14 protein-coding genes are annotated in these 15,368 nt (G+C 31.9%); all 14 read right to left on the bottom strand.

What is annotated here, in order from left to right; all coding sequences use genetic code 11:
- Nucleotides 1–16: 16 nt before the first annotated feature.
- Entirely contained in the window at nucleotides 17–1,549 is a 1,533-nt protein-coding gene (locus KEC93_RS03395; RefSeq protein WP_017212478.1) for a nitrogenase component 1, read from the bottom strand.
- Between the two features lie 207 nt (nucleotides 1,550–1,756).
- Nucleotides 1,757–2,671, bottom strand: coding sequence for a PLP-dependent cysteine synthase family protein (locus KEC93_RS03390; protein ID WP_039773290.1), 915 nt, complete (start codon nucleotides 2,669–2,671; stop codon nucleotides 1,757–1,759).
- Nucleotides 2,668–3,828, bottom strand: a complete 1,161-nt coding sequence (locus tag KEC93_RS03385; RefSeq protein ID WP_039773289.1) for a trans-sulfuration enzyme family protein — start codon at nucleotides 3,826–3,828, stop codon at nucleotides 2,668–2,670. The genes KEC93_RS03390 and KEC93_RS03385 overlap by 4 nt, the downstream gene beginning before the upstream one ends.
- 243 nt (nucleotides 3,829–4,071) lie before the next feature.
- Nucleotides 4,072–4,944, bottom strand: a complete 873-nt coding sequence (locus KEC93_RS03380) for a radical SAM protein (protein ID WP_023973647.1) — start codon at nucleotides 4,942–4,944, stop codon at nucleotides 4,072–4,074.
- 137 nt (nucleotides 4,945–5,081) lie between these two features.
- The gene (locus KEC93_RS03375) at nucleotides 5,082–5,429 is read right to left on the bottom strand and encodes a NifB/NifX family molybdenum-iron cluster-binding protein (protein WP_011967975.1); all 348 of its coding nucleotides are present in this window, start codon (nucleotides 5,427–5,429) and stop codon (nucleotides 5,082–5,084) included.
- A gap of 13 nt (nucleotides 5,430–5,442) precedes the next feature.
- Complete coding sequence (locus KEC93_RS03370) at nucleotides 5,443–6,288, bottom strand: MetQ/NlpA family ABC transporter substrate-binding protein (protein WP_011967974.1); 846 nt, start codon at nucleotides 6,286–6,288, stop codon at nucleotides 5,443–5,445.
- Between the two features lie 16 nt (nucleotides 6,289–6,304).
- Nucleotides 6,305–6,973: a methionine ABC transporter permease gene (locus tag KEC93_RS03365; RefSeq protein ID WP_011967973.1), complete on the bottom strand. Its 669-nt coding sequence runs from the start codon at nucleotides 6,971–6,973 to the stop codon at nucleotides 6,305–6,307.
- The gene (locus KEC93_RS03360) at nucleotides 6,970–7,749 is read right to left on the bottom strand and encodes a methionine ABC transporter ATP-binding protein (protein WP_039773286.1); all 780 of its coding nucleotides are present in this window, start codon (nucleotides 7,747–7,749) and stop codon (nucleotides 6,970–6,972) included. The genes KEC93_RS03365 and KEC93_RS03360 overlap by 4 nt, the downstream gene beginning before the upstream one ends.
- A 77-nt stretch (nucleotides 7,750–7,826) precedes the next feature.
- Complete coding sequence (nifH, locus tag KEC93_RS03355; RefSeq protein ID WP_011967971.1) at nucleotides 7,827–8,681, bottom strand: nitrogenase iron protein; 855 nt, start codon at nucleotides 8,679–8,681, stop codon at nucleotides 7,827–7,829.
- 120 nt (nucleotides 8,682–8,801) lie between these two features.
- Nucleotides 8,802–10,100, bottom strand: coding sequence for an O-acetylhomoserine aminocarboxypropyltransferase/cysteine synthase family protein (locus tag KEC93_RS03350; protein WP_039773285.1), 1,299 nt, complete (start codon nucleotides 10,098–10,100; stop codon nucleotides 8,802–8,804).
- 257 nt (nucleotides 10,101–10,357) lie between these two features.
- Nucleotides 10,358–11,686, bottom strand: coding sequence for a nitrogenase component 1 (locus tag KEC93_RS03345; protein ID WP_039773283.1), 1,329 nt, complete (start codon nucleotides 11,684–11,686; stop codon nucleotides 10,358–10,360).
- Nucleotides 11,670–13,151 (bottom strand): nitrogenase component 1, encoded by a 1,482-nt coding sequence (locus KEC93_RS03340; protein ID WP_039773282.1) that lies wholly within the window; start codon nucleotides 13,149–13,151, stop codon nucleotides 11,670–11,672. The genes KEC93_RS03345 and KEC93_RS03340 overlap by 17 nt, the downstream gene beginning before the upstream one ends.
- A 282-nt stretch (nucleotides 13,152–13,433) precedes the next feature.
- Entirely contained in the window at nucleotides 13,434–13,586 is a 153-nt protein-coding gene (locus tag KEC93_RS03335) for a YezD family protein (protein WP_077869352.1), read from the bottom strand.
- Between the two features lie 995 nt (nucleotides 13,587–14,581).
- A complete protein-coding gene (locus KEC93_RS03330; protein WP_039773281.1) occupies nucleotides 14,582–15,355 on the bottom strand; it encodes an ABC transporter permease in 774 nt (257 codons plus the stop codon).
- Between the last annotated feature and the right edge of the window lie 13 nt (nucleotides 15,356–15,368).

Genomic DNA, 15,368 nt, shown 5'->3' with positions numbered 1-15,368 from the left:
CTTTAAAAAATATCAATTATATTATTTTTTCATTTAATATTTCTGGTTTTTTTGCAAGAATATAAGGATCCTCTTGATCAAGCCACCATTTGGTATAAGGCAGCTTTACATGCTCTTTTAGGTCTTGATGAAATTTCCTATGGGCGAGTACATCCAAAACAGCTTCTCCTAAATTAACCATTCCATCATATCCAATAGCAAGATGTTCATCTCCGAGTGGAGCCGCTGGTATTCCTAATCTGGATGCCAATGGTGCGAGCCCATTATGCCTTATTAATATGAAGTCTGGATTTGTCTTTTTTAAGAGTCCATAAAATTGATATTGTTGTCTATTACTTACACTAAATGAAGGTACATCATCATAATTATCTATTAAAAATTTAAGAGAATCCTGCTTTGGATCTCCACTATCATAAACCGGGTCATGATGAAATACTAAAGAACCATTTACTTCAACTCCTAGTTCTCTTAAAACAGTAATTAAACCATGAGCATAAGCTGAACCAGTTGCAACATATCCTTTTACGCCTTTAAGTTTTTCCCTAAGTTCTTTTAACTTAGGTTTTATTCTTTCATGTTCTTTTTTGATAAACTCTTCAGCAAGTTCCTCTCTATGAGTGACTCTTGCTATTTCACGAATCCAAGCATCTGTACCTGCAAAGCCATAAGGTTGAGGTGCCTTTATTTCTGGAACACCAAATTCTTGTTCTAATGCTGCTGCCATATACGATGACAAGGTATAGCAAAACCCAACTGTTCCTGCTGCTTCTGAAAGTTGTGCAAGATCATCTACCGTTGCTAAATCTACAACATAATTTACTCTTAATCCTAGCTCTCCTAGCATTGGTGTAAATACATCAGATCCCCAAAGATTTATAACATTAATTAAATCTTCCTGCTTTTTAGGATTTTTACGTACAATTTTTCTAAGAATTCCATGTTGAGTAGCATCAAAACCTGTGCTCCAATGTTTTGATCTAAAGCCTTCACAGGCAAGTGGAATTACAGGTATGCCAATTTCATCTTCTGCTTCCGCAGCCACACTCTCCATATCTTCTCCAATGATTCCTGTTGCGCAAGATGTACCTAAAAAAATCGCCTTAGGACTATACCTTTCAAAAGCATCTTTAATTGATTGTTTTAACTTTTTAATACCTCCAAATACCATGTCACTTTCATCTAAGTTAGTACAAATAATTCTTATGTTTTCTACTGGTAAATTCCGAAGTGCAAGTCCATTTCGATAAATTGAATTATAAGGTACTTGCCCCACTCCACAACCAATAGGTGAATGTTGAATAAGCACTGCATCTCTTACGTTTCCAGCTTGACATTCAACCATCTGTTCGCTACAAACTGATCCTTGTGTAAAGGGTCCTTTCATTTCACAAAGTCTGCATTGTTTACCTCTGCCCTCGCATCCTCTGCGTTCATAAGAAGATTGCTCTGATAGTTCTGATGCCTTTCCATCCCATGCAATAATAGTTCCAAGTCTTTGTTCACGACTTTCAACCTCTGGAATATCCAGATTGATCTTTTTATATGCCATATCTTTTATCCCTCCTAAAATTTTATTTTATGAACAATAAAACTGAGTCTCTTGCATACTAAATAATGTATAATCAAGAAACTCAGTCTCTAGTTTTCTAGTCAACTTCGTTAATAAAGTTATCATAGTTAAGTTTTTTCCCATCCAAAATCAAAATCTTGTCCTTATATCTCTTATTTCCATAGCTTATTAATTTATTTATATTACTTAGTCATCAAACAATGTTGTACTTAGATATCTATCTCCCCTATCAGGAAAAACAACAACTATATTTCCACTATCGATTTCCTCAGATAACTTCAATGCTGCTGCGAGTATTGCTCCAGATGATGATCCAACTATTAAACCTTCCTTTTTAGCCAGTAACTTTACATTCTTAAAAGCCTCATCGTCATTAACCTTTATAACTTTATCAACTAAAGATATATCCATTGTTTTAGGAACAAAATCATTTCCTATACCCTCTATTTTGTAACTCTTATGCTCTCCACCGACCATTGTTGACCCTTCTGGATCTGCGAGTACTCCTTTAATATCCTTATCCTTTTCTTTTAGATATTTTATGATCCCCGTAAATGTGCCTCCACTTCCAGCACCTGCCACGAAATAATTTATATTACCATCTAATGCTTTATATATTTCAGGGCCTGTTGTTTCATAATGTGCTAGAGGATTATCTTCATTTTCAAATTGACCTAGGCTAATGCTATTTGGAATTTCTTTTAATAATTCACTAGCTTTATTTATAGCTCCAAGCATACCTTCTTCATCTGGAGTATTAATGATTTTAGCCCCCAAGGCTTTCATTAGCTTTTGCTTTTCTATTGAAAATTTGGTTGGTACTACAAAGATTATATTATAGCCTCTATTTATTGCCGCTAGAGCTATACCAAGACCAGTATTTCCTGCTGTTGCATCAACTATGGTATACCCCCTCTTTAAGCTTCCATTTCTCTCAGCCCCCTCAATCATTGTTACTCCAATTCTATCTTTTATACTGCCACCAGGATTAAAACATTCAAGTTTAGCAAATATATTAACATTTTTTTTAACATTGATATGTGTGAGTTTTATAAGCGGAGTATTTCCAATAAGTTCTTTTACATCACTTACATAATTCATATCAAACTCTCCTTAAATGCATTGTTTAAGTCCTCAATTAGATCATCAATATTTTCTATCCCTACTGACAACCTAACTAGATTATCGACAATTCCAACCTCCTGCCTTATTTTATATGGAATTGCTGCATGTGTCATGCTAGCTGGGTGACATATTAAAGATTCCACCCCACCTAGACTTTCTCCTAAAGTTATAAGTCTTAGTGAACTTAGAAACTTTTTGTAATCTATCTTTTCATTTATAACAAAAGATAATACTCCCCCAAAGCCAGATGCTTGTTTCTTATGAATTTCATATCCTTTCGAATCCTTTATTCCTGGATAATAAATTTTAGTTATATATTCACTTTGTGATAAAAATTGTGCTATTTTCTCTGCATTTTCATTGTGCCTATCCAATCTAACACCTAAAGTTTTTATGCCTTGAAGCAATATAAATGAATCAAATGGTCCAAGTACTCCTCCCGTTGAATTTTGTATAAAGTGTAACTTGTCCCAAAGCTCATCATTATTTACAGCTATTAATCCAGCTACTACATTACTATGACCGCCTAAATACTTAGTAGCACTATGAACAACAATATCCGCTCCAAATTCTAAAGGTCTTTGCAAATATGGTGACATAAACGTATTATCTACAACAGTAAGTGCTCCGTATTCCTTTGCAAGCTTACTAACCTCTTCTATATCAGTAATATCCATGAGCGGATTTGTTGGAGTTTCAATAAAAACGGCTTTTATACTTGTGTTGTCCTTTCCATTTTCTAAAATTCTTTTTACATCATTTAGTCTAGAAAAGTCAACTATCTCATATTGAAGATTAAAATTCTTAAATACTTTATCAATTACTCTAAAAGTTCCTCCATAAAGATTACTTGGAATTATCACTTTGTCACCGCTATGAAATAAAGATAAAACAGCCGTAATAGCAGCCATTCCGCTGCTAAATGCAAGTCCACCGCTTCCACTTTCCAGCAAGGCAATAGTTTTCTCTAATGCTTCCCTTGTCGGATTTCCAGTCCTTGAATATTCATATCCTTTATTTTTACCTAACTGTTCTTGCTTATATGTGGAAGTTTGATAGATTGGAACATTCACCGATCCTGTTGTCTCATCCCCATCAATTGCACCATGAACTAATAATGATTCTATTTTCATTTTTCTCTCCTCCTCAAGGTTTCGCTAGTGCAAAGTTTTCTACACTATTCTTTATTTCTTATATATAAAGGTTGCTACTATTTCTAAATATAAATTACTATATATTACTCATATTATTCTTATTTGTTTACTGTGTTTTAGGATAAATGAAATATTTATATTTTATTTATCTTAACGATTGTCATTATGAATCCTTAATAATTTTTTAATACTTGTTTCTATTCATATTAATCAACTAATTTCCTATCCATGAGAGAAAGTTTCAACAACTTCTTTATCATATAATTGACCATGTATATCTTGATTTTTACCTGGAATTCCACAGGCATCAGCTCTGCAATGTTTGCAGTGCCTAAATACATCAAGATATTCACCTGCTTCTCCTCTACATTTATCAAGCATTAGGCATGATGGCGCTTCAAGATGAGAAAGTTCGTTTTGTGGTATTAGTGGAATTATATTTAATATTGATGCTCCTACCCCCTTAGTTACTTTAGCTATCTCCTTGATATGTCTATCATTAATTCCTGGTATTAAGACACTATTTATTTTTACTATAACTCCTAATTCGCTAATCTTTTTAATACCTCTAAGTTGTGCATTTATTAACTTCTTTGCACCTTCTTCCCCTTCTAGTCTTTTACCATCTTCATCAATTACAAAAGAACATATATCTTTTTGAATCTTTGGATCAATGGCATTAACAGTAACAGTTATTGTCTCAACCCCAGCTTCAACAATCTTTTCAGCCTTTTCTTCCAATCTTAATCCATTGGTACTTAAGCAGTTAATAAGATGAGGAAATTCTTTTTTTACTAACTTAAAAGTCTCAAGAGCATGATCAGTTGCAAGCGTATCTCCTGGACCTGCAATCCCTACAACACTAATTTCTGGACATAACATTAATGCTTTCCTAACAGTTTCTACAGCCTCTTCTGGAGTAAGTAGTAATGAACTTACACCTGGACGCACTTCTGATTTATTAAATCCCCTTCTACAAAACTTACATTGTATGTTACATGAGGGACTCACTGGTAAGTGTATCCTCCCATATTTAAAATGCGCCTCCCCACCTAGGCACGGATGAGTTTTTACAAGGTGGTCAAAATTCCCCATATAGTTCACTTCCTTTATTCTAACTTTGATCAAAATTTATTCATTATACAAAGTTTAATTTTATAATCTAAGTCCTAATTTAATTGAATTCTTTAAATACTATTTACTTACTTGAATCATACTTATAACTTAGATTATTAATATAAATCTAAAATATTTACTTTTGAATTTAGCACTTTTTTTAGTATATCTTCTATAAAATAAGGTGCCTCAATTCCTTTTATTCCTTTCGCCTCAACCTCAGCTAAGGCTCCTTGTCCAATTCTCGCTACAAAGACTGCTTTACAATCAGATATTAATTCAATAGATTTACTTAAAGCATCCTCAGTGTGCTGAAATTCTTGGCACGATGGCTCATTAAATCTTGTCTCTACATACTTATATTCTTTATCATCCACTTCAACAATTAAGAATTGCTTTGTTCTTCCAAAATGTTGATTTACAACTTTTCCATCACTGCTTGCAAATGCTATTTTGTATGACATATCTTCCTCCTCTTTAAAATGCTGGAACTACCGCAGAACCATATTTTTCTTTAATAAAGTTTTTAACATCATCTGTAGTTAGGACTGAAATAAGTGCCTTGATTTCTTTTCTATCTTTATCTCCTTTTCTAACCGTAATTACATTTGCGTAAGGAGAATCTCCATCTTCCCTAAGAATTGCTGTATTTGGATCAATTTTAGCATCTAAAATTATATTAGTATTTATTACTGCTCCCGCTAAATCTCCAAGAGATCTAGGTAATTGTGCTACATCTGCCTCTACAAATTGAAGATGTTTAGGATTTTCAGCTATATCATTTGGTGTCGCAGAATAATTTTCTAATCCACTTTTTAGTTTAATTAGTCCATTTTTTTCAAGAAGAACTAAAGCTCTATATTCATTTGAAGGGTTATTAGGTATACCTATCTTATCCCCATCTTGTAAATCATTTATTGATTTAAGTTTATTAGAATATAATCCTATAGGCTCAACGTGTATTTTTCCTGCCACTTCAAAGTCGTATCCTTTTTCTTTTGATACAGACTCTAAGTAAGGAACATGTTGAAAATAATTTGCATCAATTTGCTTTTCATCCAATGCCGGATTTAGCTGGCCTTCATCATCAAGGGTCACTATTTCTAAGTTAATACCTTGTTCCTTTAGTTTTGGCTTAATATGCTCTAATATCTCAGCATGCGGTGTTAATGCTGCACCTACTTTTAAAGTCACTTCGCTCTTTTCAGTTGTTGTTGATGCACTTGTAGCTTTGCTTGCATCTTCTTTGTTAGCTGAGCATCCAGCAAATACTCCTACTAAAAGTAATCCACTTGTAATTATTGATAATAATTTTTTCTTCAATTTAATCCCTCCATATTTATTCAAACTTAAATCTCTTCTTATTAATTGACTTTGCGATGAGATCTCCAATAAGCTGTATAGCTTGTACTATAATAACTAGAATAACTACAGTCCCTATAAGTACATCTGTACGAAATCTTTGGTAGCCAAATCTTATAGCTAAACTTCCAAGTCCACCAGCACCAATTGCACCTGCTATAGCTGTAAAGCCTATTATTCCTATAATTGCTATAGTTATTCCTCTTACAATTGAAGGAAGAGCTTCTGGAAGCAGAACTTTTTTTATTATATCAATAGGAGTTGCACCCATTGATTCTGCAGCTTCTATTTTTCCAAATTCAACTTCCTTTAAGCTGTTTTCAATTATTCTCGCAATAAATGGAGCTGAACCTATTGAAATAGATACTATTGCTGCATTTGCACCTAATGTGGTCCCAACAATAAATTTTGATAATGGCAATAATATAATTATTAATATTATTTCAGGCGTGGATCTTATTACATTAATTAAGAAACCAGCGATTTTGTTAACTTTATATAAAGGAAAAATTCCGCCTTTATCCGTAACAACCAATAATACTCCAATTGGCACACCTATCAAAAAGGCTACTATGGATGAAAGCAATACCATATATAAAGTTTCCTCTGTTCCAACTAAAAGCAATTTAACTAAATCATTGCTCATATTCCTTCCCCCCCTGAAAATTTCCTATTATTTTGAAATCCTTCTGTTATTGTTATAAATTTCTTTAAAGTATCACTTTTAGGATTTAAAAATAAGTTTTCTGTATTCCCCTCTTCTACTATATGACCATCTTCTAAAACTACCATATTATTAGTGCAATACCTTAACACATCTAGTTCGTGTGTTATTATCACTATTGTTAAGCTTAACCTTTGGTTTATATTTTTCAAAAGTTCTAAAATTGAAAAGGTGGTTTGTGGATCTAAAGCAGAAGTTGCTTCATCACTTAAAAGTACATCCGGATCATTAGCCAAAGCTCTTGCAATACCAACCCTTTGTTTTTGCCCTCCACTTAGTTGAAGTGGATATGAATCCCTTTTTTCTGACAATTCAACTAATTCCAATATCTCTTCAACTCTTCTCTTTATTGCCTCTTTCTTATATCCTGAAATTTCTAATGGAAAAGCAATATTTTCATAAACAGTTTTTGAATCAAATAAATTAAATTGTTGAAATATCATACCTATTTTTTTTCTAGCACTTCTTAATTCTTTTCCATTTAACTTAGTTATCTCATTTTCTCCAATGATTATATTACCAGAATCGGGTTTTTCAAGGCCATTTAAACAACGTATTAATGTCGATTTACCTGCGCCGCTAAAACCAATTACTCCAAATATATCCCCTCGCGCTATTTCTAGGCTTATATCTCTCAACACCTCAACTTTTCCTGTTGGAGTATTGAATGTTTTACTTATATTCTTAACAGTTATCATAAAATTGCCTCCCATTACCTCGAATAGTGATGTTTTAAGTCTTCCTATTCCTTATAATATGTCTAAAAGATTTTAAACTAAATTATATAATCCTCATCTAAATCCATTAATCCATATTCTATTAAAATTTCTTCGAGTCTGTCTTGAGTCATTGGTTTTGGAATTACAAATAAATCATTTTCTTCTATCTTTCTAGCTAATTCTCTGTACTCATCAGCCTGTTTATCTTCTGGGTTAAACTCTATGACAGTCTTTTTTCTTATTTCAGCTCTCTGAACAACATTATTTCTTGGTACAAAATGAATTAATTGTGTTCCAAGTTCCTTTGCAAAAGCTTTTAGCAGGTCAAGCTCTCTATCAACATTTCTGCTATTACATATTATTCCTCCAAGTCTAACTCCACCTTTTAGCGCATACTTTTGAATTCCTTTGGAGATGTTATTTGCAGCATATAATGCCATCATTTCACCGCTTGCAACTATATATATTTCTTTTGCTTTACCTTCTCTTATAGGCATTGCAAAACCTCCACATACAACATCCCCAAGAACGTCGTAAAATACATAATCTAAATCTTCAGTGTAGGCTCCTAACCTTTCAAGCATTCCAATAGAGGTTATAATTCCTCTTCCTGCGCATCCAACTCCAGGCTCTGGACCTCCAGATTCAACGCATTTTATACCTTTAAAACCTGTCTTCATAATGGCTTCAAGCTCTATATCTTCTCCTTCTTCTCTCAAAGTGTCTAAAACAGTTCTTTGAGCTAGTCCCCCCAATAATAATCTTGTTGAATCTGCTTTAGGATCGCAACCAACTACCATTACATTTTTTCCAAGCTCTGCAAGCCCTGCTGTTAAATTTTGAGTAGTTGTTGATTTTCCTATTCCCCCCTTACCGTAAATTGCCACTTGTCTTAAAGTTTTTTCTGCCATTGCTATATTCTCCTTTTTTATAAATTATTAAAACTTATCGGCATATAAAAATATGAATTCTTTTAATTGGTCATTTCCCTATTTTAATATACCTAAAGTATTTTTAAACTTTCCCTATACTTAGCTTAAAGCTTCCTTAAAAGCTTGTCTTAAATCATTAATTAAATCTTCAGAATCCTCAAGGCCAATTGAAAGCCTAATAGTTTCTTGAGGAATTCTTGCTAATTTTAATTGTTCCTCTGTTAATTCTCCATGGGTTGTTTTAGGTACATTAACTATTAAAGATCTTGCATCTCCAACATTTGCCTGATAACTAAATAGTTTTACTGAATTTATTAATTTATAAATTTGTTCTGTATTTCCTTTAAAACCAAAAGTAAAGGTTGATCCTGCTCCTTTAGCAAAATATTTATCTGCTAAAAATTTATATGGGCTTCCCTCGATTTCAGGATAATTTATCCAGGCAACAGATTCTTCATTTTTAAGATAATCTATTATTTTTCTTGTATTATTAATTTGCTTCTGGACCCTTTCAGATAATGTTTCTAAACCTATTAATATCAAATAAGCATCAAAAGGACTTAAAACTGCTCCAAAATATGTTAGATAATCTAATCTGATTTTTCCAGCAAATGCACTTTCTTTAAATACATCTATATAACTTCTTTCATTTCCCTCTAAATCTTTTAGAGTAAAGTACGGTTCAGAAAACTGAGGATACCTTCCATTTGCCCAATTGAATTTACCACTATCAACTATTACTCCTGCAATCACGTTTCCATGGCCACTTAGGGCTTTTGTTGCTGAGTATATTACTATATCTGCTCCATATTTAATAGGATTAAATAGATATGGTGTTGCGAATGTATTATCAACAATTAGTGGAATATTATTTTCATGTGCTATCTTAGCGATTGCCTCTAAATCATATAATGCTGCATTAGGGTTACTTATAGTTTCTATAAAAATTGCTTTTGTGTCTTCTTTTATAGATTTTCTAAATTCCTCAATATCATTGTCATCTTCAATCCTGTCAATTTGGATTCCGAACTTAGGATAAAGTTTTTTTAAAGCATCTACGGTTCCACCATACAATTGATGTGTTGTTAAAATTCTTCCTCCCCCTTCTGCTACTGCAAGTAATGCATAAGTTATAGCTGCCATTCCTGATGCAACGCCTACCGCTGCTATGCCACCATCCAAAGAAGCTATTCTATTTTCCAAGACACTAACTGTTGGATTTCCAAGTCTGCTATAAATAAAACCTTCTTCTGAAAGACTCGCTAACCTATCAAATCTTTCTGCTTCACCTACTTCAAAAGATGCTGTTGCATATATCGGTACTGATACAGCATCATTATGTTCCTTTGGATTGTATCCTCCTCTAACTTTAATAGTATCGAACTTGTAATTACTCATCTTTCTCCCTCCAAATTTATCAATTATTGATGTTAATTTGCATTAATAATTCTTATAAAAACGCTCATATTTAAAACCTCTATAAATCCATATAATCCCTTTCATCTTTTATATTTGGTTGGCTTAAATCCATCTCAAACCCGCTATTTATCTATAAATATTTATATATTTAAATTCTTATCTAGATACATATTTAAATAGTTAAATTTTTTTCTATTTAACTATATACATATTTAAACTCTTACATATTTTCATATTTATCTATAGGTGTTTAGCACTCTATCATATATATCCTCAATTGCTCTAAGCCCCCCATTGTATCCTGCGTAACCACAATTTAATACAAGTCTATATGTTACTGGCACACTAGTGATAAGCAAATCTGCATTTAATTTTGCCGCTAAATCTCTATCCCAGCCACTTCCAAGTATTAAAGCCCTGCCTTCTTGAAAATCTTTTTCTTTTTCCTTTTCTATTTCCAATTGAACTGCGCCAGCATCTACATTAAATTCAACTTCTGCTGATCTATACTCAGATATATTCTTAAATTCTTTTATTATAGATTCTTTATATTGTTCTGGTGTATCATCAATAATAAATTGCTTTCCAGGAAGTATACCCAGTTCATTTAATAAAAATTTAGAAAAACCTAAGGAATATGATGAATCCAAAATACTGTAGAATTTTCTAGGTAATCCATATCTAAACTCAAGCATAAAGTCCGCAGTTTTTTCTATATGAAAATAAAATTTTTCTTCCTCTTTCTTTATAAAATTCTCAACTTTATTTTTATCTAAATGCCCAAATTCACCAATTTGTCTTAAAAATCTTGATGTCGCAATTGCTCCTATTGGCAAGTATGGAAAATGCACGTATGGTGTTTTATATTTATTTTTTAGATGTTCTGCAATATTTAATCCTACCCATGAACTTGCAACTATATTAAACTCTGCATTAGGTATTGTCTTCCATTCTTCAATACCATTAGATTCATTTCCAAAAAGTATATTTACTTCTAAACCAATACCTTCAAGAACTCTTTTTATTTCTTCTAAATTTCCACTCCAATATGGATCTTGATAAGGTACTGTTGCAAATACATTTACGAGCCCCTTTTTTACTCCATTGCTATTTTTGAATTTATCTACATATTGATCTATTATTGCATTGACAACTTCACTATGACTTACGTAATTATTGCTTTTAAATCCACCTGTCTCTACATATACAATAGGTTTATCTCCTTCTTGATATTTTGACGTAACACTTCCTACATCATCTCCAACAATATCTGATGTGCATCCAGTAAGTACCACATACAAATCAGCATCTATTACTTGGAAAGCTCCCTCAATAACATTCTTAAGTTTTCGTTCCCCACCAAACACTACATCAGCTTCTGTAGCATTAGTACACGGAATTGTATTTCCTCCAGCATAGCCTTCACCTTGTCCTATTAAAGAACTAATTTTATTACTGCATCCTGGTCCAGAATGTAGTATAGGAACTCCTCGTTTTATGGCTATTACTGTTTGCTGTGCTCCTAAAGCACAGGAAAATCTAGGTTGTTCAATAATTTTCGACACTACTATTACCTCCTAAGAAAGTAAATGGATCTTGATCTAGCCACCATTTTGTATAAGGCATAGTACTATGCTTGGCTAAATTACTTACAAATTCTCTATTATCAAGGGTTTCAACTATTCTTGAAGCATAATTTAAAACTCCCTGATATCCAAAACCAAATTGCTCATCCCCAATTAATAAAGTTGGTATTCCAAGCTTTGCCCCCCACATAGTCATTCCACCATGTCTTGCAATCATAAGATCTGGTTTTACTCTGTTTAATATATTAACCAATTCATAGGCTTGTTTATTACAAACATTGTAGTGCTTGATATCACCATAAATATTGACTGTTTGAGCTAAAGCATCCGAAGTTTTATCTTTATTGTCATATAGAGGATCATGATGAAATATTGCTGCCCCTTGAACATTTAACCCAAGCTCTCTAAGCATTGCTATTATTGCATGACCATGAGCAGCTCCCGCTGTTACATATGCTGTCTTCCCTTTTAGTTTGTCTCTATATTCTTCAAGTTTAGGTAGTACCCTTTCATGCTCTTCTTTTATAATTTCTTCAATTTCTTCCTCTTTGCCTAATACTCTGCCAATCTCTCTCATCCATATATCTGTTCCTTCTATACCATAGGCTGGTGGAGACTTTATTTCTTTGACTCCATATTCTTGTTCTAAAGCTGCCCCTAAATAAGTGCTAAGGGATGGGCATATATGGATTGTTGCTGCTGCCTCTGAAATATACTCAAGTTCTGCAACCGTTGAAAATGGTACAATATATTGTGCTTCATAACCCAATCTATTTAAAAATTCATCAAAAATATGACTTCCCCAGAAATTAGCTACATTGATTTTATTTGTTTTCTTTCTAGGCGGCTTTACTAACTTTCTTAAAATTGAGTGATAAGCAGCATCAAAGCCTGTTGTCCATATTTTAGATCTAAACCCTTCACAAGAACATGATATAACTGGTATACCTAGCTCTTTTGACAAATTTTCAGTTATCGCATCTACATCCTCACCTATGATCCCAGATGCACAAGAAGTTGTAACAAAGATTGCATTAGGTTTGGTTCTTTTATATGCTTCTCTTACGGTATCCTCTAATTTCTTAGCTGCACCGAAAACAGTATCTTTTTCTTCAATGCAGGTACTAAAATATCTTCCTATTGTAGCCGGAAGCTCTCTTTTCATCTGTTCGACTCTATAAGTAAAATTAAATCCAAAGAAATCACCTGCGCATCCTATAGGTGCATGATTAACAACAACTGCATCTCTTATCATAGATAATTGACAAAAAGCATGACCTGCGTTACATCCCATACATTGAGAAAATTTTCTTGAACTATCTTTCAATTTTCCCGCATGAGCACATGTGACAAGTTCCTTGGCTGATCCATTAAAGCCAGTAATTGAACCTAACCTTGTCTCCCTTATAGTCACTGAACATTCTTTTAAATTAATTGTTCCCATAATTACGACTTTCCTCCTTAAATTATTTAGAATAATATTTTTCTTAAAAAAGAAAAGAGGACATACTTCTATTAATTAGAAGTATGTCCTCTAGCTTTCCAGTCAGACTTACTTAAATATTATTCTTTTCCATATCCTCTTATTCATATAAGATTGCTGTGTTTTTTATATAATATATTCTTCTCATTCGTATATGTCAACATTTTTATAAAAAATTATAAATTATTTTATTAGACCAATATTCTTTGGTTTCCTAACATATACTCCTTCACATGTAAATTTTTATCTTATTCTTATTTTTTCATTTTTATCTACTTGTATAATTACTCCATCTTGTATTATCAAAGTTATAGACCCATACCTTATTTTCTCAACCATCTTTAGTATTTCTTCTAGCTTTTTATTTTCTGTGAATTCTTTACTATTAACAGCCACACAATCACCCCCGAGATATACATATAAATACCTTATATATTTGTTTTTATTATATAAATTATATATAATTTCCCTCAAAATTTGATATATAATTCTTTTACGCCTTTGCCTTTTTTGAATGCATGTGAGAAAAATCTGCATATAAAAACATTTTATATAGGAGATAAAAAGTTCTTAAATGCGCTCCCCACTTTTTTTATAAGTGTATATTTCCCTTTTTATTCTCTGACACTCGTAAACTTTTCAATAAACTATTCCCTCAAGAAACTGTTGTATAAATTTCTAAAGAATAAAATAAAAGACCCCTGTTATAAAACAGAGGCAGAAAATTTCCGCGGTTCCACTCTGATTATTATGCTTAAAATTTAATCGGTCTTACGCATAACATCTTTATGTGCTATATCAGGCACTACTGCTAAGCCTACTAATTCAAGTATATAAAATAATTGATCTACAAAATTAAATTTAACGACCTTATTATTTTTAAACATACCAAAAATTCAACTTAGTACTCCAGGATGCATTCTATAGAGTTCCATTTAGAATTCCTTTCAGCTATTTTAAGAATTCCTCTCTGAAAATTTTCCTCAATATACTTATTCCCTTCATCGCATTAAAATTATAATTAGTATATATTAATATATACTATACTTTTTTCTTATTATTCCTATTGAATTACTATGATTTATTATTACCTATTATATTCTATATAGTAATAATTAGTCAATATACTTTTTCATTTTTACAAAAAAATTTCTATAACATATTAAGCTTTATTATTAAAGAATCCCTTATGATTTTAGAACCCCAAAAATAAATTAAGCTGAAAGTGAAGCTATTACATTAATTAATCTATATATAATATACCGTATTATTTTCACTTAGTTAGACAGATTCTTTATAAAGCAAATACTCTTTAAACTTATACTTTTGTCATTCGAATAAAATGAGATATGTGGGAATTAGTATAATATGCTATAAAAAACTATATCTTCTTATTCTTTTTCATGGAGTATATATTTCAAATATACGTTTTTATTTTCTAAATACATAACTATTGAATCCATTAACAATCCTATCATAGCTATAACAATAACTATTCCTATTACCCAATCAACTCTGTACATATTTTGACATGATTTAATTAGAAATCCAAGGCCAGAACTCCCTCCCATCATCTCTGCGGCTATTAGCATAAATAATGAATAATTCAGACTTAGTTTAACACCATGCATAATTTGCGGTAAAGCACCTGGTAATAATATTTTACTTATAAAATTCCATTTATTAAGTGCAAAAGATTTTCCATGTTTAATATAAGAATCGTCTACATTAAGTATTCCAGTTATGGTACTAAAAAGTATTGGCCAAATGCATGTCCATGTAATAACTACGATCTGCGTAAATTCTCCAACACCTAAAATAATTATAATTAGATGATAAATAATAAATGGATTTATCTGGGAACACGCATCTAAAACAAGTTCTACTGATGATTGCATTTGTTTTACTAAAATACTAATTGCAATACCTAATGGTACTGCAATTATAATTGAAAGTAAAAATCCTAAAAAAGACCGATAAAAACTTAGCTCTATATGATATAACAGTTTTTGCTTTAAAAACAATTCACCTATTCCAGTTATAACTTTCGAAAAAGATGGAATAAGCACAGGATCTAATATTTTAAGTCTGCAAAAAAATTCCCAAGCAAAAATAAAAATTACTATTGTAATATAACCTCTTATATTCACATTTTTTAGTTTCACCTAATTCAACTCC

The sequence above is a fragment of the Clostridium beijerinckii genome (assembly GCF_018223745.1).
GTDB lineage: Bacteria > Bacillota > Clostridia > Clostridiales > Clostridiaceae > Clostridium > Clostridium beijerinckii.
Note: the sequence above shows the minus strand (reverse complement) of the source record. Positions and strands in the feature narration are given on the sequence as shown.